At 66.5% G+C, this 18,350-nt stretch carries 19 protein-coding genes; 11 read left to right on the top strand and 8 right to left on the bottom strand.

The features are described 5' to 3' along the window. The first annotated feature begins 8 nt into the window (after positions 1 to 8). The 6 genes from dctA to IFT55_RS16510 all read left to right on the top strand — a co-directional run bounded on the left by dctA (position 9) and on the right by IFT55_RS16510 (position 8,326). Positions 9 to 1,322, top strand: coding sequence for a C4-dicarboxylate transporter DctA (gene dctA / locus IFT55_RS16485; RefSeq protein WP_192093446.1), 1,314 nt, complete (start codon positions 9 to 11; stop codon positions 1,320 to 1,322). A gap of 29 nt (positions 1,323 to 1,351) precedes the next feature. Next, the gene (locus tag IFT55_RS16490; protein WP_192093461.1) at positions 1,352 to 2,521 is read left to right on the top strand and encodes a mandelate racemase/muconate lactonizing enzyme family protein; all 1,170 of its coding nucleotides are present in this window, start codon (positions 1,352 to 1,354) and stop codon (positions 2,519 to 2,521) included. A gap of 94 nt (positions 2,522 to 2,615) precedes the next feature. After that, the gene (locus IFT55_RS16495; RefSeq protein WP_249403894.1) at positions 2,616 to 4,115 is read left to right on the top strand and encodes an alginate export family protein; all 1,500 of its coding nucleotides are present in this window, start codon (positions 2,616 to 2,618) and stop codon (positions 4,113 to 4,115) included. A gap of 37 nt (positions 4,116 to 4,152) precedes the next feature. Continuing rightward, complete coding sequence (locus IFT55_RS16500; RefSeq protein ID WP_192093463.1) at positions 4,153 to 6,426, top strand: phosphate acyltransferase; 2,274 nt, start codon at positions 4,153 to 4,155, stop codon at positions 6,424 to 6,426. Beyond that, positions 6,423 to 7,226, top strand: coding sequence for a 2-keto-4-pentenoate hydratase (locus tag IFT55_RS16505; RefSeq protein WP_192093447.1), 804 nt, complete (start codon positions 6,423 to 6,425; stop codon positions 7,224 to 7,226). Before IFT55_RS16500 ends, IFT55_RS16505 begins: the two co-directional genes overlap by 4 nt. 26 nt (positions 7,227 to 7,252) lie before the next feature. Next, positions 7,253 to 8,326, top strand: coding sequence for a tartrate dehydrogenase (locus tag IFT55_RS16510; protein WP_192093448.1), 1,074 nt, complete (start codon positions 7,253 to 7,255; stop codon positions 8,324 to 8,326). Between the two features lie 8 nt (positions 8,327 to 8,334). Here the strand turns inward: IFT55_RS16510 and IFT55_RS16515 are convergent, their stop codons facing one another. Further along, positions 8,335 to 9,210 (bottom strand): SDR family oxidoreductase, encoded by an 876-nt coding sequence (locus IFT55_RS16515; protein WP_192093449.1) that lies wholly within the window; start codon positions 9,208 to 9,210, stop codon positions 8,335 to 8,337. A gap of 111 nt (positions 9,211 to 9,321) precedes the next feature. On the opposite strand from IFT55_RS16515, the gene IFT55_RS16520 reads away from it, so the two are divergent. Together IFT55_RS16520 and IFT55_RS16525 are read left to right on the top strand one after the other, a co-directional pair. After that, complete coding sequence (locus IFT55_RS16520) at positions 9,322 to 9,942, top strand: TetR/AcrR family transcriptional regulator (RefSeq protein ID WP_197976513.1); 621 nt, start codon at positions 9,322 to 9,324, stop codon at positions 9,940 to 9,942. 109 nt (positions 9,943 to 10,051) lie between these two features. Beyond that, positions 10,052 to 10,855, top strand: coding sequence for a glutaminyl-peptide cyclotransferase (locus IFT55_RS16525; RefSeq protein WP_192093450.1), 804 nt, complete (start codon positions 10,052 to 10,054; stop codon positions 10,853 to 10,855). Between the two features lie 3 nt (positions 10,856 to 10,858). On the opposite strand, the gene IFT55_RS16530 is transcribed toward IFT55_RS16525, so the two are convergent. The 5 genes from IFT55_RS16530 to IFT55_RS16550 form a co-directional block, all read right to left on the bottom strand. Then, positions 10,859 to 12,472 (bottom strand): cisplatin damage response ATP-dependent DNA ligase, encoded by a 1,614-nt coding sequence (locus IFT55_RS16530; protein ID WP_192093451.1) that lies wholly within the window; start codon positions 12,470 to 12,472, stop codon positions 10,859 to 10,861. 42 nt (positions 12,473 to 12,514) lie between these two features. After that, the gene (locus IFT55_RS16535) at positions 12,515 to 12,700 is read right to left on the bottom strand and encodes a DUF1328 family protein (protein ID WP_192093452.1); all 186 of its coding nucleotides are present in this window, start codon (positions 12,698 to 12,700) and stop codon (positions 12,515 to 12,517) included. Positions 12,701 to 12,788: 88 nt separating this feature from the next. After that, positions 12,789 to 13,280, bottom strand: a complete 492-nt coding sequence (locus IFT55_RS16540) for a Dps family protein (protein ID WP_192093453.1) — start codon at positions 13,278 to 13,280, stop codon at positions 12,789 to 12,791. 93 nt (positions 13,281 to 13,373) lie between these two features. Beyond that, positions 13,374 to 13,937 (bottom strand): TMEM165/GDT1 family protein, encoded by a 564-nt coding sequence (locus IFT55_RS16545; RefSeq protein WP_192093454.1) that lies wholly within the window; start codon positions 13,935 to 13,937, stop codon positions 13,374 to 13,376. 16 nt (positions 13,938 to 13,953) lie between these two features. Further along, positions 13,954 to 14,238 carry a hypothetical protein gene (locus IFT55_RS16550; RefSeq protein WP_192093455.1) on the bottom strand — a complete coding sequence of 95 codons (285 nt, stop codon included), beginning with the start codon at positions 14,236 to 14,238 and terminating at the stop codon, positions 13,954 to 13,956. A gap of 183 nt (positions 14,239 to 14,421) precedes the next feature. Here IFT55_RS16550 and rpmG point away from each other — a divergent pair, with 183 nt between their 5' ends. Next, positions 14,422 to 14,589: a 50S ribosomal protein L33 gene (gene rpmG, locus IFT55_RS16555; protein ID WP_055761635.1), complete on the top strand. Its 168-nt coding sequence runs from the start codon at positions 14,422 to 14,424 to the stop codon at positions 14,587 to 14,589. 213 nt (positions 14,590 to 14,802) lie between these two features. Here the strand turns inward: rpmG and IFT55_RS16560 are convergent, their stop codons facing one another. After that, on the bottom strand, positions 14,803 to 15,105 hold the full coding sequence (locus IFT55_RS16560; RefSeq protein WP_192093456.1) for a hypothetical protein: 303 nt from the start codon (positions 15,103 to 15,105) through the stop codon (positions 14,803 to 14,805). A 72-nt stretch (positions 15,106 to 15,177) separates the two neighbouring features. On the opposite strand from IFT55_RS16560, the gene IFT55_RS16565 reads away from it, so the two are divergent. After that, on the top strand, positions 15,178 to 15,600 hold the full coding sequence (locus IFT55_RS16565; RefSeq protein ID WP_192093465.1) for a CBS domain-containing protein: 423 nt from the start codon (positions 15,178 to 15,180) through the stop codon (positions 15,598 to 15,600). Between the two features lie 82 nt (positions 15,601 to 15,682). After that, a complete protein-coding gene (locus IFT55_RS16570; protein WP_192093457.1) occupies positions 15,683 to 16,609 on the top strand; it encodes a hypothetical protein in 927 nt (308 codons plus the stop codon). Between the two features lie 20 nt (positions 16,610 to 16,629). Here the strand turns inward: IFT55_RS16570 and IFT55_RS16575 are convergent, their stop codons facing one another. Continuing rightward, positions 16,630 to 18,099: a lipopolysaccharide biosynthesis protein gene (locus IFT55_RS16575; RefSeq protein WP_249403895.1), complete on the bottom strand. Its 1,470-nt coding sequence runs from the start codon at positions 18,097 to 18,099 to the stop codon at positions 16,630 to 16,632. Positions 18,100 to 18,350: the final 251 nt, after the last annotated feature.

Here is an 18,350-nt window from a genome sequence, read left to right on the forward strand (position 1 = left end):
GAGAAACCATGGCAAGACGCCTGTTAGGCCAATTGTACATTCAGGTACTGATCGGCATTGCCATCGGTGCTGCGATCGGAGTCGCCTTCCCGGCGGTCGCGGTGGCGCTCCAGCCGTTTGCGGATGGCTTCATCAAGCTCATCAAGATGCTGCTGGCCCCGATCATCTTCGGCACGGTCGTGCTTGGCATCGCCAAGATGGGCAACGTCAAGGAAGTCGGCCGGATCGGCGTCCGCGCGCTGCTCTATTTCGAGATCGTCTCGACGCTCGCGCTGGTCATCGGTCTGGTCGTCGTCAACCTGATGCAGCCGGGCGTCGGCATGAACATCGACGTATCGACGCTGGATGCCAGCGGCATCGCCAAATACCAGCCCGCGTCGCAGGAACAGCACGGCATCGCCGACTTCTTCCTGAATATCATTCCCAAGACGATGGCCGACGCCTTCGCACAGGGCGCGATGTTGCAGATCATCCTGATCGCCGTCCTGATCGGGTATGCACTGGTGTCGATCGGCAAGCGTGGCGAGCCGCTGACCGCCGTGATCGAATCGATGACGCAGACGCTGTTCCGTATCGTCGGCATGGTCATGAAGCTGGCCCCGATCGGCGCGGGTGCAGGCGTCGCCTATACGATTGGCAAGCATGGTCTCGGCTCGCTTTGGGGTCTCGCCCACCTGATGCTGGCAGTCTATCTCACCTCTGCCATCTTCGTGGTGTTCGTAATCGGCAGCATCGCGCGCTGGGCGGGTTTCCCGCTGTTGCAGTTCTTCCGCTATTTCAAGGACGAGTTGCTCGTCACCTTCGCCACCTGTTCGACCGAGGCGGTGTTGCCGCGCATGATGGCGAAGCTGGAACGGCTGGGCGTCGCCAAGCCCGTCGTCGGCCTCGTCCTGCCGACCGGCTATACCTTCAATGCCGACGGCACCTGCATCTACCTGACGATGGCGGCGATCTTCATCGCGCAGGCGACCAACACGCCGCTGACGCTGTGGCATCAGATCGTGATCCTCGGCGTGCTGTTGCTGACGTCGAAGGGATCGGCCGGGGTCGCGGGCGGCGGGTTTGTCACGCTGGCGGCCACCCTGTCGACCTTCCCCGACATCCCGGCGGCGGGGCTGGTCCTGCTGCTCGGCGTCGACCGTTTCATGAACGAGGCGCGTGCCGTCACCAACCTGATCGGCAACGGCGTCGCGACCATCGCGATCGCGAAATGGGAAGGCGCGCTGGACACCGACACCGTCAAGGCCGTGATCGCCGAACAAAAGGGCGAACGACCGGCCAGCATCACCCTCCACCCCGCCGGTCCGGCGGACACCCACTGATACCCATCCACCATCATCAATAGAGGAGCATTCCCATGCGCATCATCGACGTCTGCGAAATCACGCAACCCATCTCGTCCCCCATCCGCAACGCCTATATCGATTTCAGCAAGATGACCGCCAGCCTCGTCGCGGTCGTCACCGACGTGGTGCGCGACGGCAAGCGCGTCGTCGGCTACGGCTTCAACTCGAACGGCCGCTACGGTCAGGGCGGCCTGATCCGCGAACGCTTCCGCGACCGGATTCTCGAAGCCGCGCCTGAAAGCCTGCTCGACGACAATCGCGACAATCTCGATCCGCACAAGATCTGGGCGGCGATGATGACCAACGAGAAGCCCGGCGGCCACGGCGAACGCTCGGTGGCGGTCGGCACGCTCGACATGGCGATCTGGGATGCGGTCGCGAAGATCGAGGGCAAGCCGCTGTTCCGCCTGCTCGCCGAACGCCACCAGCGCGAGGCCAATCCGCGCGTCTTCGTCTATGCGGCCGGCGGCTATTACTATCCCGGCAAGGACAATAGCGCGCTCTGCGCGGAGATGCGCGGCTATCTGGATCGCGGCTACAACGTCGTGAAGATGAAGATCGGCGGCGCGTCGATCGAGGAGGATCGCGGCCGGATCGAAGCGGTGCTGAACGAAATTGGGTCGCAGGCGCAGCTGGCGGTCGACGCCAATGGCCGCTTCGATCTGGAAACCGGCATCGCCTATGCCAAGATGCTCCGCGAATATCCTTTGTTCTGGTACGAGGAGATCGGCGACCCCCTCGACTATTCGTTGCAGGCCGCGATCTCCGAATATTATCCGGGCCCGATGGCGACCGGCGAGAATCTGTTCTCGCATCAGGACGCGCGCAACCTGTTGCGCCATGGCGGAATGCGCCCTGATCGCGACTGGCTGCAATTCGACTGCGCCTTGTCCTACGGGCTGGTCGAATATCTCCGCACGCTGGAGGTGCTGAAGCAGTTCGGCTGGTCGCCGTCGCGCTGCGTGCCGCATGGCGGGCACCAGATGTCGCTGAACATCGCCGCCGGTCTGGGGCTGGGCGGGAACGAGAGCTATCCCGACCTGTTCCAGCCCTATGGCGGGTTCCCGGACGGGGTGAAGGTGATCGATGGCCACATCACGATGCCCGAGCTTCCCGGTATCGGGTTCGAGGGCAAGTCCGATCTTATCAAGGTCATGCGCGAACTCGCGGAATGACCGGTGTCGGCGGGGTGGCTTGTCGTCGCCCCGCCGATGCACCGCACCGACAGACGACCGGCCCGGCATCGACCGGACGGCAGAGAGGTACAGCATGAACCGGCCAACCCTGATGCGTGGCTGCGGCATCGCGATCGCGGCGCTGACCGCCGCGTACCCTGCGACGGCGCAGGATCGCCCCCCTTCCGCAATCGAGGCGCGGCAGACACAGGTGCCGGCGACCCCGGTCGCAACCCCCTATCCCGATGCCGCCGCTGGCGACGGCAACACGCAGCAGGGGTATAACCCGCTGCGCTGGGCCGAGGATTGGCGCAAGATGCGCGATCCGGCGAAGCGCGACGATTTCCTCGACCGGCTGAAATACATCCCGATCGGATCGGACGACGTGTATCTGACGCTGTCGGGCGAATTGCGGACGCGGGTGAATTACTTCTCCAATCCGCAAGGGCGGGAAGCACCGCACCAGCGGCAGGACAGTTACCGCATCTTTGCCGGCGCGGACCTGCATGTCGGCGAGCATTTCCGGGCGTACGGCGAACTGGCGCGCGGCCCGATGGACGGCCGGAACATCGGATCGCCGTCGGGCACGCTGTCGAACGAGTTGCTGGTGCAGCAGGCGTTCATCGATGCGACTGCGCAGGTCGGCGCGACCGACGTCGGGGTGCGTGTCGGTCGGCAGGTGTTTATCGACGGGTCGAACCTGTTGCTGGCCAACCGCGACAACAACACCGTGCAGACCAGCCTGACCGGCGTGCGGGCATGGGCGCGCGGATCGACGCTGCGCGCCGACGTGTTCGACCTGTATTATACGGCGTACGGCAATGGCGGCATCGGCGACGATCCGGTCGATTGGGATCGCAGGTTCAGCGGCGTGACGACGGGGATCGTGCTGCCGACGACGCTGCTGGGCGGATCGAAGCTGTATCTCGACCCGTTCGTCTGGCGGCTGCGCAACCGCGCGGCGACATGGGGTGCCGAAACGGCGCGCGAGGAGCGGGTCTATGTCGGCGCGCATCTGTGGGGCGAAATCGGCCGGTCCACGGTCGATGCGACGGTCAATCATCAGGGCGGCCGCTATGGCGAACGGACGCTGGATGCGTGGCAGGTTCTGCTGGCAGGCACGTACCGGCTGGGCGCGGCGAACACCGCGCCACGGCTGGGGCTGCATTTCGACTATGCGACTGGCGGCGGTGCCTATGACGGGGGCAAGCTCAAGAACGCCTTCGCGCCCTATGGCAACAACATCTATTATAGCTATCAAGGGTATCTGACCCCGACCAACCTCGTCGCGATCGCGCCCAGCCTGACCGTGTCGCCGGCGAAGACGTTGCGCGTGACAGGCGAATATCAGTTCACATGGCGCGATACGGTTCGCGATGCGGTCTATCGATCGAACGGCACGCCGTTCGCGGGGACGGAGGGAACCGGGGGGCGGCGCACCGTCGACGTCGCGCGGTTGCAGGCGATCTGGACGCTCAGCCCGCGCGTCTCGCTGACCGGTCGGCTGGAACATGCCTTCGCAAAAAGCGGCCTCACCGCCGCCGGCTATCGCGATTCCTCCTACGCGGCCCTATGGGCAAGTTTCCGCTTCTGAGGCGGCCGGCGCGAACCAAGGAACAGCTTCGATGAGCATCGACGACGATTTTCGGCAGGCCGCACTCGATTACCACCGCCTGCCGGTGCCGGGAAAGCTGGGGGTCCATGCGACCAAGCGTATGGAAACGCAGCGCGATCTGGCGCTTGCCTACTCCCCCGGCGTCGCGGCGGCATGCGAGGCGATCGCGGCCGATCCGATCACCGCGCGGGATTACACCGCGCGCGGCAATCTGGTCGGCGTCGTCACCAACGGCACCGCCGTGCTCGGACTCGGCAATATCGGTCCCCTTGCGTCGAAGCCGGTGATGGAAGGCAAGGCGATCCTGTTCCGCAAGTTCGCCGGGATCGATTCGTTCGACATCGAAGTCGACGCCAGTGATCCTAAGGCGTTCTGCGACGCGGTCGCCGCGCTGGAGCCGACGTTCGGCGGCATCAACCTTGAGGATATCAAGGCCCCCGAATGCTTCGCGATCGAGGCGGAGCTGCGCCGGCGGATGAACATTCCGGTGTTCCACGACGACCAGCACGGCACCGCGATCGTCGTGGCGGCGGCGGTGCGCAACGCGCTGCTGTTGCAGGGCAAGGCGATCGAGGACGTGAAGCTCGTCACGTCGGGCGCGGGCGCGGCGGCGCTCGCCTGCGTCGACCTGCTCGTCGAGCTGGGGTTGCAGGTCGCCAACGTCACGTTGACCGATATCGAGGGGGTCATCCACACCGGCCGCACCGGAATGCTGCCCAATATGGCGCGCTATGCCCGGTCGACCGACGCGCGCGCGCTGGCGGAGGTGATCGCGGGCACCGACATCTTCCTCGGCCTGTCCGCGCCCGGCGTGTTCAAGCCCGAATGGCTCCCGCTGCTTGCGCCGAAGCCGGTGATCCTCGCGATGGCGAATCCCGAGCCGGAAATCCGACCCGATCTGGTCCGCGCCGAACGCCCCGACGCGATCATCGCCACCGGCCGGTCGGACTTTCCCAATCAGGTCAACAACCTGCTCTGCTTCCCATATATCTTCCGCGGTGCGCTCGACTGTCAGGCGACCGAGATCAACGAAGCGATGAAGGTCGCGGCGGTAGAGGCGATCGCGGGGCTGGCGCGCGTCGAACCGGACGAGGTGGTAGCGAACGCCTATGGCGGCGAACCGCTGCTGTTCGGGCCGGACCATATCATCCCAAAGCCGTTCGATCCGCGCCTGATCCTTGAGGTCGCGCCCGCCGTCGCCGCCGCTGCCGCGCGCACCGGGGTCGCGCTGGCACCGATCACGGACATGGTCGCCTATCGCGGCAGCCTTGCCCGCCACGCCTATCGCTCGACCCAGTTGATGATGCCGGTGTTCGAGGCCGCACGCGCCCGCTCGAAACGGGTCGCCTATGCCGCGGGCGAAGCCGATGCCGTGCTGCGCGCGGCACAGATCGTCGTCGACGAAGGGCTGGCGCGGCCGGTGCTGGTCGGGCGGGCGGCAGTGATCGAACCGGCGATCGTGCGGCTCGGCCTGCGCATCCGGCCGGGCGCGGATATCGAGATCTTCGACCCCACCGGCACCGAGGACGTTCACGCCCGGCTCGGCGACGCCTATGGCGAGCTGGTCGAACGGCGCGGCGTGCCCCCCGCCGCCGCGCGCAAGCGGGTGAAGCAACAGCCCAGCGTCACCGCCGCGATGCTGCTGCGGCTGGGGCTGGTCGACGCAGCGCTGTGCGGCACGCCCGCCGACTGGTGGCAGGAAACCCGGCAGGTGCTGGAGATCATTCCGCGCGTGCCCAGCGCCACCCGCGCCTATGCGCTGACCGGCCTGATCCACGACGGCGGCACATTGTTCTTCGCCGACACCCATCTGAACGTCGATCCAACCGCGCAGCAACTGGCCGAACTGACGCTGATGGCAGCAGAACAGGTCCGCCGCTTCGGCATCGTCCCCGCCGCCGCGCTGCTGTCGCATTCCAACTTCGGCGCGTCCGATTCGCCCAGCGCGCGCAAGATGCGCGAGGCGCTGGCGCTGGTGCGGCAACAGGCTCCCGACCTCGCCATCGACGGCGAGATGCACGCCGACAGCGCGCTGAACGCCGCGATCCGCGCGCGCAGTGTCACCCGGTCGACGCTGGACGGTGCGGCCAACCTGCTGGTCATGTCGTCGCTGGACACCGCGAACGTCGCGCTGACGCTGGCGACCTCGATCACCCGCGGCCTGCCGGTTGGCCCGATGCTGCTCGGCATGTCGAAGCCGGTGCACGTCCTCGTTTCCTCGACGACGACGCGCGGCATCGTCAACATGACCGCGCTGGTCGCCAGCGACACCGTGCAGGTGGACGGATGAGCGCTGCCCTGGCACCGGCCGCAATCGCCGCCATCGCCGACGCCTTCGTCGCCGCCCGCCATGCCGGGGTGGCGATCCCCGCCTATCCCGGCGAACCGCCCGAGACGCTGGCCGATGCCTATGCCGCGCAGGCACTGGCGATCGACCGCTGGCCCGACGCGATCGGCGGCTGGAAGGTCGCGCGGATCAACGATCCATGGCGCGAACGGGTTGGGGAAAGCCGCTACCTCGGCCCCATCTTTGCCCGGACGATCGTAACGGCGGGCGCGGTGTCGGACGTTCCCGCCTATCCCGGCGGCAGCGCCGCGTTCGAGGCGGAGATCGGCCTCGTGCTCGGCGACGACGCCGATCCCGACCGTCGCGACTGGTCGATCACCGATGCCCGCGCGCTGATCGGCGACGTGCGGCTGGTGGTCGAGGCGGCGAGCAGCGCGCTCGCCACTCTGCCGACGCTCGGCGCGCTCGCGGCGATCCCCGCGTTCGGCAACAATAGCGGACTGATCCTCGGCCCGTCCGTCGATCTTACCGCGTTGGTGGGCAAGGCGGTGGAGGTGACGATCGACGGCGCATCCGCCGGCACCGCGCTGCTCTGGGCCGACGCCGACGGGCCGCTTCCCGCGCTCGCCTTCGCGCTGGGTCAGGCCGCTGCGCTGGGCCGACCGCTGAAGCGCGGGCAGATCATCAGCACCGGCGCGCTGACCGGGGTCCACAAGGTGACGATCGGCCAGCACTGCACGGCGCGGTTCGGCGATCTCGCGACGATCGACTGCATCGTCACGACAAGGCCGGCCGAGCGCTGAACCCCCCGTCGCCGAAGGACCTCGCCATGTCGCCACGCACCTATCGCATCGCCTGCATTCCCGGCGACGGGATCGGCAAGGAAGTCGTTCCCGAAGGCGTGCGCGTGCTGAACGCCGCCGCGGCGTGCTTCGGCTTCGACCTGCAATTCGATGATTTCGCGTTCGCGTCGTGCGACTATTATCTCGAACACGGCCGGATGATGCCGGACGACTGGAAGGCGCGGATCGGCGGGCACGATGCGATCTTCTTCGGCGCGGTCGGCTGGCCCGACACGGTGCCCGATCATATCTCGCTATGGGGATCGTTGATCCAGTTCCGGCGCGAGTTCGACCAATATGTCAGCCTGCGTCCGGTCCGGCTGATGCCGGGCGTACCGTCGCCGCTGGCCGGACGCGAGCCGGGCGATATCGACTTCGTCGTCGTGCGCGAAAATACGGAGGGCGAATACAGCTCGGTCGGCGGCAGGATCTTTCCCGGCACCGATCGGGAGGTCGTGATGCAGGAAACGATCATGACCCGCATCGGCGTCGACCGCATACTGCGCTATGCCTTCGACCTGGCCCGCAAGCGCGATGCGCGGCACCTGACCTCTGCGACCAAGTCCAACGGCATCTCGATCTCGATGCCCTATTGGGACGAGCGGGTCGAGGCGATGGCCACCGGCTATGCCGACGTGACATGGGACAAATATCATATCGATATCCTCACCGCGCATTTCGTGCTGCACCCCGACCGGTTCGACGTGGTGGTCGCATCGAACCTGTTCGGCGACATCCTGTCCGATCTGGGGCCGGCGTGCACCGGCACGATCGGCATCGCGCCATCGGGCAACATCAACCCCGAACGCAATTTCCCGTCGCTGTTCGAACCGGTCCACGGATCGGCACCCGATATCGCCGGGCGCGGGATCGCGAACCCGATCGGACAGATCTGGGCAGGGGCGATGATGCTGGAACATCTGGGCGAGACGGAAGCCGCCGCCGCCGTGATGCGGGGCATTGAACATGCGCTGTCCGATCCCCGCACCCGTACCCGCGACCTTGGCGGCAGTGCCGATACCGTGGCGGTGGGCAGGGCGGTGGCCGCGACGCTGGCCTGACCACCGCTCTAGAGCATCGCTTCCATGCCCATCGCGGTCAGGACGCCGTTCTGGATCGGGGCGACGGCGGCGTTGATCTGTTCGACGCCGAAATCCATTCCCTCGGGCATCACCACGGTGCGCAGCGGGCGGCGTTCGGTCGCGGCGACCAGCTTCGCGATGGCGTCGGCCACCCGTTGCGGGCGCGGCGGATTGGCGGGGTCGAACTGCTGATCCGCATGAGCCTTGATCTGGCCGGGGATCGCCGCGACGTCGCCATAGGATGCCAGCACGGCGGCATCGGACGGCTGGGGGCTGGACGCAATCAGGTTGCTGGGGAACGGACCCGGCTCGACGATCACCGAATCGACGCCGAAGCTGCGCAGTTCGTAGCGATAGGTTTCGGCCAGCGCCTCCAGCGCGAACTTGCTGGCGGCATAGACGCCGAAGAACGGAATGGTGAACCGCCCCATCAACGACGTGACCTGCACCAGCAATCCGCTGCCGGCGGCGCGCATGTGCGGCAGGACCGCGCGGTTGGTGCGGACGGTCCCAAGGACATTGACGGCGAACAGCCGTTCGACGTCGGCGACCGTATAGGCTTCGGTCACGCCGATCGGCATCAGTCCGGCATTGTTGACCAGCACGTCGATCCGGCCGTGGTGCGCGATCACGCTGGCGATGGTCGCGGCGACCGACGCATCGTCGGCGACATCCATTTCGAGCACCTGCAAAGGATTGCCGTCCGCCTGAGCGGCTTCGACCAGCTCGTCGCGCACCGCGCGGTTGCGTCCGTCGATATCGCGCATCGTCGCGACGACGCTGTGGCCCTGCCGCGCCAGTTCCAGTGCGGTGAGTTTTCCGAAACCGCTGCTCGCGCCGGTGACGACCACTATCTTGCCCATATCGAAATCCCGTCCGTTGAAGAGAATGCGGTGGGTAGACAGACCTGTCTGTCTTTACAAATACAAAATGAACGCGCCATGTCGTCGGAGCGTTCGACAAGGATGGCCGGAATGAAGGATGGAACCACGGACATGCAGGCGACGACCGATCGGGACGACCAGCCGCTCGCCGCGCTCGCGCCGCGCGACCGTATCCTGAAGGCCGCGTCGAACCTGTTCTATCGGCACAGCATCCACACCGTGGGCATCGACCGGATCATCGCCGAAAGCGGCGTGGCGAAGATGACGTTCTACAAGCATTTTCCGTCGAAGGCGCGGCTGGTCGCCGACTATCTGCGGCACCAGAACGTCGTGTGGCTACAGATGCTCGCATCGGCCACCGATCGGCCCGACCTGTCGCCGGAGGATCGCGTTCTCGCCATTTTCGACGCGCTTGGTGCTTCGTTCCGGCAACCGCCGTTTCGCGGGTGTCCGTTCGTGAAGGGGCTGGCGGAGTTCGGTCCCGACGCCGATCTGCCGGAGGTCGAGGCGATGATCGCCGGCTATTTCGACAGCCTGCACGCGCTGGTCGCCGCGCTGGTCGCGCCGCTGGCCCCGGACGATCCCGACAAGGTCGTCGTCCAGCTATTGTCGTTGATCCAGGGGGCGATCGTGATGGCGCAGACGACGTCGACCGTCGATATCGCCGCCGCGAACCGCGACGCGGCCCGGCGGTTGTTGATGCCAGCGTGACAGTTGCGGTTCGCGACGAAACCGGTCCGGCGCGCTCGCCCATTGTCCGGCGACCTGATAGTCCGGGCATGTTCAGCCGACAGCAAGCGCCGTGGGACGAAGAGGTGCGATGACCATGTTCCGCTACATGTTGCCGATCGCGCTCCTGCTTGCCGCCGGTGGGGCGGCCCAGACCGCACCGCCGGGGCCGGTGCCGCCCGCGCCGGCACCTGTGATCGTGCCGGTACAGGGCATCACCGCGCGGATCGTGGCGCGGTATCCGCACGATCGCACGGCGTTCACGCAGGGGCTGGTGTGGCATGACGACGCGCTGTTCGAAAGCACCGGACAGCCGGGCGTATCGGACGTGCGACGGGTGCGGCTGAACGACGGCAAGGTACTGGCCCGCAGTCGGTTGCCGGGACAGCAGTTCGGTGAGGGGATGACGGTAGCCGGCGGTCGGCTGGTCAGCCTGACCTGGACCGACGGCGTCGCGCATCGCTGGGACCCGAAGACGCTGCGCCGGGTCGGCAGCGCACGCTATGCGGGCGAGGGCTGGGGACTGGCGAACGACGGCGCGTCGTTGATCCTGTCCGACGGAACGCCGGTGCTGCGCTTCCTCGACCCCGTCACCTTCGCCGAACGGCGGCGCGTGACGGTCACCGCCAACGGTAGGCCGGTGCGCGACCTCAACGAGCTGGAGATGATCGACGGCAAGCTGTGGGGCAATGTCTGGCACAAGGATTACATCGTGCGGATCGATCCGGCGACGGGTGCGGTCGACGCGCTGGTCGACCTGTCGCCGCTGCGTGCCGAACTGGGCGATCTGGACCCGGAAGCGGTGCTGAACGGGATCGCGTGGGATGCGGCGGGCAAGCGGCTGTTCGTCACCGGCAAATGGTGGCCGATGCTGTTCGAGATCGCGCTGGAGTAAACGTCACGCGATCAGCTTGCGCAGCACCTCGATCGTGTCCGCTTCCGCCGCCGGTTTGTCGAGGCGGATGCGGTTGATGCGGGGAAAGCGCATCGCGACCCCCGATTTGTGCCGCTTCGATTCGTGGATCGAATCGAATGCTACCTCCAGCACCATCGTCTTCTCGACTTCGCGCACCGGGCCGAACCGCGCGACGGTGTGCTGACGGACGAACCGGTCCAGCCCCTTCAACTCCTCGTCGGTGAAGCCTGAATAGGCCTTGCCCACCGGCAACAACTCGCCGCCTTCGGCGGGGTCGCCGGTCCAGCAGCCGAACGTATAGTCCGAATAGAAGGACGATCGCTTGCCGCTGCCGCGCTGGGCATACATCATCACGCAATCCACGATCAGCGGGTCGCGCTTCCATTTGTACCACAACCCCACGCGGCGTCCGGTGACATAGGGGGAATTGCGCGCTTTTAGCATCACGCCTTCGATCGCGGCGTCGCGCGCACCGATGCGCAGGTCGGCCAGTGCCTCGAAATCCGCCGCGTCGATCAGGCGCGAGATATCGAACGTCCCCGGATCGAGCCGCGCGACGAAGGATTCCAGCCGCGCACGGCGTCCGGTCCATGGCTGGTCGCGCAGATCCTCCGTGCCGTCGAATAATATGTCGTACAGCCGGACGAAGGCCGGATAGTCGGTCAGCATCGCCTTCGACACGGTCTTTCGCCCCAGCCGCTGTTGCAGCGCGTTGAAGCTGGCGGCACCGCTGTCGTCGTGCAGCGTCGCGCCCTGTGCCGATCCGCGCACCAGCAGTTCGCCGTCCAGCACGCCCGGCGTGCGGAACGCGGCGGCGACGTCCGGGAAACTGGCGGTAATGTCGTCGCCCGCCCGGCTGTACAGTCGCGTTTCTCCGCCGACATGGACCAGCTGTACCCGGATGCCGTCCCATTTCCATTCGGCGGCATAATCGGCAAGATCGACTACGCCGTCATCGAGCGGATGCGCCAGCATGAATGGGCGGAACACCGGCAGGTCGGCGGCATGCGGCCGCTCGCCACGCCCCTCGGCCCATTCGAACAATGCGGCATAGGGCGGGGACAGGCCGTGCCACACTTCCTCGACCGCATCGACGTCCAGCCCGAACGCCTGCGCCAGCGCGGTCTTGGCAAGACGCGCCGACACGCCGACGCGCAGACCGCCGGTGGCGAGTTTCAGCAACGCATAGCGTTCGTCCGCTTCGAGCCGGTCGAGCATCCCGGCCAGCGCCGCCGGCGCGTCGGACCGCGACAGGCTGGCCAGCCGGGTGACGACGCGGTCGAGGTTCAGCGGATCGGGATCGGGCGGCAGGCTGCCCGGCGGTGGTTCGGGCCACAGCAACGCGACCGTTTCGGCGGTGTCGCCGACGAAATCGCGACTCATCGCGAACAGCACGGGGTCGGTCCGCGCCTCGATCAGTGCGCGGATCGTCGCCGATTTGACGGCGGGCAGGTCCAGATCGCCGGTCAGCGCCGCGATCGCCCAGCCGCGATCGGGGTCGGGCGTCATGCGCAGATACTCGCCGATCAGCGCCAGCTTGGTATTGCGCGACCGGGTATAGATCAGCCGGTCGAGCAGATCGGCAAACGCACGCATGTCAGCGACGCACCACCGACCCGCGACGACCGGCCGCGCGGGTCAATCGATCGCCCGCTTCACGCCCTTGCCCGCGATCAGGCTGAGGACTAGCAGCACCGCGAAGATGGCGATGGCGACGAAGAACAGGATCTTGGCGATGCCGACGAACGCGCCGCCCACGCCGCCAAAGCCCAACAGGCCCAGCACCAGTCCGACGACGAGAAAGATTGCGGCCCATTTCAACATGATATTCGTCCCTGATCGTGTCCCGTTCCAGCGTGCGGGAAGCGTCGTGGTTCCCCGCGACCGGGTGCGTCGGGCGCAGGGATGACGATCAACCCTTGCGGGCGGCCTCGAACAGGAACCATGCGCGTTCCTCGGCTTGGTCGATCCATTCGTCGGCAAGGCTGCTGGTCGCGGTATCGCCCGCATCCTCGGCCGCTTCGCGCGCTTCGCGGAATCGTTCGACCAGCTTCAGATTGTCGTCGCGCAGTTCGGCGAGCATGTCGTCGGGCTTGACGAAATCGGCGTCATTGTCACGGATCGCGGTGCGACGCGCGATATCGCCGATCGACCGCAGCGTGACGTTGCCGGTCTTGCGCACCCGTTCGGCGATGACGTCGGTCACCGCAAGAATCTGCGCTGCCTGATCGTCCAGCATCAGGTGGTAATCGCGGAAATGCGGGCCCGACACGTGCCAGTGAAAGTTCTTGGTCTTCAGATACAGCGTGAAACAGTCGGCGAGCGAGGCGTTCAGCCCGTCGGCGACGGTCACGGTCTTGTTGTTGGGCAGATCGGTCGGGGTATCGAGCGCCGGATTGGTCAAGGCAAGTCTCCGCAGGATAATCGGTTCGCAGGGGAAACGATTACCCTGCCGAATCTATCCCGGCGGGCGGCGGCAAAATCGCCTTCGGCGGGTTCAGGCCAGCCGCAATGCGGTCAGCGCGGTGGCGGCACTGGTTCCCAGCAGCAGTGCGCCGATGATCGGGCGCAGGATGGTAAACGGCAGGCGACTCCAGCCGCGCTCGCCCAGCGTCGCTGCGACGAACGCCACTGCCGTCGCCGCCAGCGTCGCGCCGGTCGCGGCAAGGATCGGGGCGGGGGTGCGTGCCGACAGTGCGAAGACGAGAAACTGGCTGCGGTCGCCCAGCGCGAGCATGCCGACCCCCAAGGCGGCGACGATCGGACCGGGCAATCGCCATCCGTCCAGCCGGTCGCGAAGTCGCGCGGCGAACAACGTCGATCCGCCGACCGCCATCAATGCCAGCGCCAGCAACAATGTCCTAGCGTCGGCGGGCAGTTGCGGGGCGACCAGTGCGCCGGCCCCAGCCGCGATTCCATAACCGACCGCATGTGCGACGAACGCGCCGGCCATCGTACGACTGACCCCGAACCGGTCGGCCAGTAATGCGACCAGCACCGGCGGGCGATCGGTGAGTCCGGCCAGCATCACCGCGATGAACGCCGGGATCAGCGGGTCCATGCGGCGGTGCCGCGCCTCAACCGGCCATTCGCACCGTACAGGCGGCGGTATAGGCCTGCACCGTGGCCGCATCGCTGCGTCCGCAACGGACGGCGTCGCGGGCAAGGGCGGTCCATTCGCCGATCGATCGCCGTTCGCCCCGGGCAAGCGCGGCATCGACCACCGCCAGCACCGACAGCGCCGGCAGGCTGGCCTGCGAGGTGGCGATCGCGCGAATCGCCTCGATCTCCGCCATCGGTCCCGTCATCCGCGCTGCCGCCAGCGCGTGTTCCGCGTCGATATGTGCCGATTCGATCTGCATGCCGTGCCCCCAACCCGTTGATATTGGGTATGACAGCGACAGGTTACGGTCCGGTGAAGGCGGTTCGCCTTGACTTCATCGGGCGCTTGCCCCATGCGCCCCGACCTTGCAGCGGAACGCTTTTCGGCGGGCCGCCCTTTTGTTGTCAATTTCCGGGCGTCAGGCCCAAGGGGTTTTTGGGTCATGGCAAAGCCGACCACCGTCAAGATCAAGCTCGTCAGCTCGGCCGATACCGGCTTCTTCTATGTCACCAAGAAGAACCCGCGCAACCAGACCGAGAAGCTGACCTTCCGCAAGTACGATCCCGTCGTGCGCAAGCATGTCGATTTCAAGGAAGCGAAGATCAAGTGATCGCGGCGGCTCCGGCCGCCTCCTGATCGCTGCCTGGCCTCGCCGGGCGTGCATCCTGCTACCGATGCCGCAGCCTGTCGGACGATCCCGCGATCGACCGGCGGGCTTTCGTGCGTGCTTTGTCGGATAGCAATGCCGTCCGGCTGTCGCCGTTCATCATGACCGAACGTCCGTCGTCGGTGACGATCCGGCCATCCGGGCCAGCGGCCGTCGTCAGTCCCGCCGTTCCCGGCCAGGGTCCCGATCGGCATTGAACGAATCGACCGCCGCATCGTGGCCCGACCCGGCGCTCAGGAACACCAGCCCCATCAGCGCCGCGCCCAGCAGCACCGATCCCCCGACGCCGCCCAGCGTGGCCAGCGCGATGACGATCGTCATCGTCCCGATCCACCACCAGATTCCGGCAAGCGCGACCAGCGCCGCGACGATGGACACCAGTGCCATCCAGCCGAGCATCCGGCGGAATCGGTTCCATGCAAAGGCGGCATATGTCGGATCGTCGAGGTCGTTCGCCATGACTGTTCAATGGGGCCGCCATGTGTGATCCTCAAGGGTGACGTCGGCAGTACCGGCGCGGGAGAGCGAGCGATGACGATCGGACAGGCGCTGCAGGCGCGCGACGTGGTGACGACGACGACCGATACCAGCGTGGGGGACGTGGTGGCGCTGCTGGCGCGACACCGGATCGGCGCGGTCCCGGTACTGGCGGACGGTGTCGTCGCGGGCGTCTTTTCCGAACGCGACGTGATCCGCTGCCTTGCGCAGGACGGGACCGACGCGCTGTCGGTGGCGGTCGGCGAACGGATGAGCCGCCCGGCGATCACGATCGGCCCCGAACAGCCGGTGCTCGGCGCGCTGTCGCTGATGACCGACCGGCGGATCCGGCACCTGCCGGTGATTGACGGCGGGCGGCTGGTCGGGTTCGTGTCGATCGGCGACCTCGTCAAGCATCGCATCGACCGGATCGAAGCGGATGCCGCCGCGATGCGCGACTATATCCAGCAGGCCTGAACCACCGCAACGCGCCGGCCATTGCGTTCGTGGAGGATCGACCGTTGACCAGCGGTCGACACCGGGGCAGCTAACGATCCGCATGTCGTCGATCGCGCAACATCTCAAACTGCGCGTCAAGCGGTGGCGCCACCGCCGTCTCGCGGCCGGCATCCTCGCCACGCCGGCCATCGTGCCGCGTGACGACGGCCTCGTGCTGTTCTCGATGATCGGACATAAGGTCGTGCTGCCCTATCTGGTCGCGGTGAAGTCGCTGCACCGGCATCTGGGGCGCGGACGGATCATCCTGCTCGACGACGGGACGCTGACCCTTGCCGATCGTCGGGTACTGGCCGCGCATCTCGGCGATCCGCAGGTGATCGCGATCGACGATGTCGCGACCGGCCCGTGTCCGCGGCGCAACGTATGGGAACGCCTGCTCGCCATCCTCGACCTTCGCGCGCATCATTATGTGGTCCAGCTCGATTCGGACACGGTGACGCTCGGTCCGGTGCCCGAAGTGGTGGCGGCGATCGATGCCGGGCGCAGCTTCACGCTGCTGGGCGAAGGCGATGCGACGCTGGCATCGACGGCGGCGTTCGTTGCCGGTCGGGCGCGCGTCGATCTGCTGGACCCCGCGACGCATGTCCAGGCAGCGGCGGAAGCGATGCTCGACCGGATGACGTTTCAGGGCCGGACGCTGCAATATGTGCGCGGGTGCGCGGGCTTTGCCGGGTTCGCGCCATCGGCGGACGGACGCAGCGTGGCGGAGGCGCTCTCGATCGAAATGGACCGATTGATCGGGCGCAAGCAATGGGGGCGGTGGGGGGCCGAACAGGTCGCGGCGAACTTCGTCGTCGCCAACGATCCCGCACCCGTGATGCTGCCCTACGACCGCTATTTCAATTTCTGGAACGACGGCATGCCCGACGACGCGGCGTTCGCGCATTTCATCGGCACCTGTCGCTTCCACGGCAACGCCTATTTCGACGCGACGCAACGCGCGATCGCCGCACTTCTCGACAGGTAATCCCTCACTCGAAGCATACTCTAGCGTCTCAGCATAACGCCTATGTCACGTAGAGCGGATCGGGCGAACAGCATCAGCACACCGAAATAGACCGTCGCACCGACCCCGATCGCCAGCATCAGCGCCGCAACCGACGGCAGCGGCCCGACGGCGCGCTGAACCAGCACGACTGCCACCGCCATGACTGCGCCCGCGGCAAAGGCGGGTGCGACCGCCGCGACGAACGCCCGTCCCGATAGGCCGATCACCGGCAGCGCGCGCCGCGCGACGATCGCCAGCAACACCGGATGCAGGACGATCCATGCTGCGGCCAGACCCTCGATCCCGTATCGTCCGCCGATCAGAAACCCGATCGGCAGCAATATCGCGCCATAGGCTGTGGTGCGCGCCGTCGTCCCCGGCCGTCCCATAGCATCGACCGCCGGTGCGAAGAGCGTCTGCAGCGCCATGAACGGCATGGCGATGCCCAGAAGCGTGACGAGCGGCGCAGCCTCGCGCCATCGCGGCCCCAGCGCGATCGCCACCACCGGATCGGCTGCGACCGCAAGCCCTAGGAAGAACGGCACCGCCACCAGCATTACCACCCGGACCGATCGGGCAAAGCCGGTGGCGATGGCAGCCGGATCATGCTGCATCCGGGCATAGGCGGAAAACGCCACGTCGTTCAGCGGCGGCACGACCTTGTTGGTGAAGATCTGCGTCAGGAACAGCGCGGTGGTATAAATTCCGACCGCATGCGCATCGAACCAGCGACCGGCGATCACCACATCGGCCTGGCTCTGTACGAATCCCAACAGGCTCGCTCCGGCGACGGCACCGCCATAGCGCACGAGATGCCCGGCACCGCGTACGTCGAAGACCGGCAACATCCACGAACGCGCCGCGATCGTCAGCCCGATCGCGCGGACGGCGAACAGCACGGCCGGTGCCAATACCAGCGTCCATACGCCGAGGCCGCGATACGCACCCACGATCGCAGCGACCGCGCCGGCGAGCGACGCGACGAGATTGACCTGCGCCTGTCGCCGGAAATCCATCCGGCGCGCCAGCAGCGCGTAGCCGAGCGAACTGAACGGTGTCGCGATATAGAGCAGGGCCTGGACCCGCAGCAGATCGGCGACGCGCGGTTCGCCATAATAGTCCGCGATCCACGGTGCGGCAACGAACTGCGCCATCGCCAGCAGGGCGTTGAGCAGCACCAGCATGCCGAATACCTGCCGTTGCTGCCGTGGCGATGCGTCCGGGTGCCGGACAAGCGCATTGGCGAAGCCGTGCCCGTTCAGCATGCTGAGAAGCAGCAGCACCACACCGGTCATCGCCACCAACCCGTAATCCGCCGGCGTCAGCATGCGGATGACGAGGAAGGTCGATGCCCATGACACGATCTGCCCGGCAATCTGGCTTCCCGAACGCCATAGAACGGCGCGCCGCACCTGTTTCCCCAGCGATTCGGGTGCGACCGGCGGTAGTTCGGGTGTGGCATCCATCATGACGCCGTGCGTGCTACCCGGTTTCGGAAGCGTAAACCCCGGCTTTTCCGCCAATCTGAAACTTTTTCGACATAAAAATGCAAAAAGCCGTTGACCGAATCCGACGTCGCCCGTAGAGGCCTGTTCACCGGACGGGGCGAGCCATTGGGAACGCTTCTCTGGAACAGCGAAACGCAGGCGAAGCAACTGCCCTTCCTTAAGAGGGGCAGCGAAGCGACGCCGGTTTTTGTTTGGTTCTTTGACATTGTTGA

This window comes from Sphingomonas sp. CFBP 13720, from assembly GCF_014842075.1.
Lineage (GTDB): Bacteria > Pseudomonadota > Alphaproteobacteria > Sphingomonadales > Sphingomonadaceae > Sphingomonas.

What these genes read in the sequence shown, in the direction of transcription:
- IFT55_RS16545 (WP_192093454.1), bottom strand. Translation starts at nt 13,937, where the DNA reads ATGGACCCGCTGATCCCGGCGTTCATCGCGGTGATGCTGGCCGGACTC.
- IFT55_RS16495 (WP_249403894.1), top strand. Translation starts at nt 2,616, where the DNA reads ATGAACCGGCCAACCCTGATGCGTGGCTGCGGCATCGCGATCGCGGCG.
- IFT55_RS16560 (WP_192093456.1), bottom strand. Translation starts at nt 15,105, where the DNA reads ATGGCGAACGACCTCGACGATCCGACATATGCCGCCTTTGCATGGAAC.
- IFT55_RS16575 (WP_249403895.1), bottom strand. Translation starts at nt 18,099, where the DNA reads ATGATGGATGCCACACCCGAACTACCGCCGGTCGCACCCGAATCGCTG.
- dctA (WP_192093446.1), top strand. Translation starts at nt 9, where the DNA reads ATGGCAAGACGCCTGTTAGGCCAATTGTACATTCAGGTACTGATCGGC.
- IFT55_RS16525 (WP_192093450.1), top strand. Translation starts at nt 10,052, where the DNA reads ATGACCATGTTCCGCTACATGTTGCCGATCGCGCTCCTGCTTGCCGCC.
- IFT55_RS16515 (WP_192093449.1), bottom strand. Translation starts at nt 9,210, where the DNA reads ATGGGCAAGATAGTGGTCGTCACCGGCGCGAGCAGCGGTTTCGGAAAA.
- rpmG (WP_055761635.1), top strand. Translation starts at nt 14,422, where the DNA reads ATGGCAAAGCCGACCACCGTCAAGATCAAGCTCGTCAGCTCGGCCGAT.
- IFT55_RS16550 (WP_192093455.1), bottom strand. Translation starts at nt 14,238, where the DNA reads ATGCAGATCGAATCGGCACATATCGACGCGGAACACGCGCTGGCGGCA.
- IFT55_RS16565 (WP_192093465.1), top strand. Translation starts at nt 15,178, where the DNA reads ATGACGATCGGACAGGCGCTGCAGGCGCGCGACGTGGTGACGACGACG.
- IFT55_RS16570 (WP_192093457.1), top strand. Translation starts at nt 15,683, where the DNA reads ATGTCGTCGATCGCGCAACATCTCAAACTGCGCGTCAAGCGGTGGCGC.
- IFT55_RS16530 (WP_192093451.1), bottom strand. Translation starts at nt 12,472, where the DNA reads ATGCGTGCGTTTGCCGATCTGCTCGACCGGCTGATCTATACCCGGTCG.
- IFT55_RS16520 (WP_197976513.1), top strand. Translation starts at nt 9,322, where the DNA reads ATGAAGGATGGAACCACGGACATGCAGGCGACGACCGATCGGGACGAC.
- IFT55_RS16510 (WP_192093448.1), top strand. Translation starts at nt 7,253, where the DNA reads ATGTCGCCACGCACCTATCGCATCGCCTGCATTCCCGGCGACGGGATC.
- IFT55_RS16505 (WP_192093447.1), top strand. Translation starts at nt 6,423, where the DNA reads ATGAGCGCTGCCCTGGCACCGGCCGCAATCGCCGCCATCGCCGACGCC.
- IFT55_RS16535 (WP_192093452.1), bottom strand. Translation starts at nt 12,700, where the DNA reads ATGTTGAAATGGGCCGCAATCTTTCTCGTCGTCGGACTGGTGCTGGGC.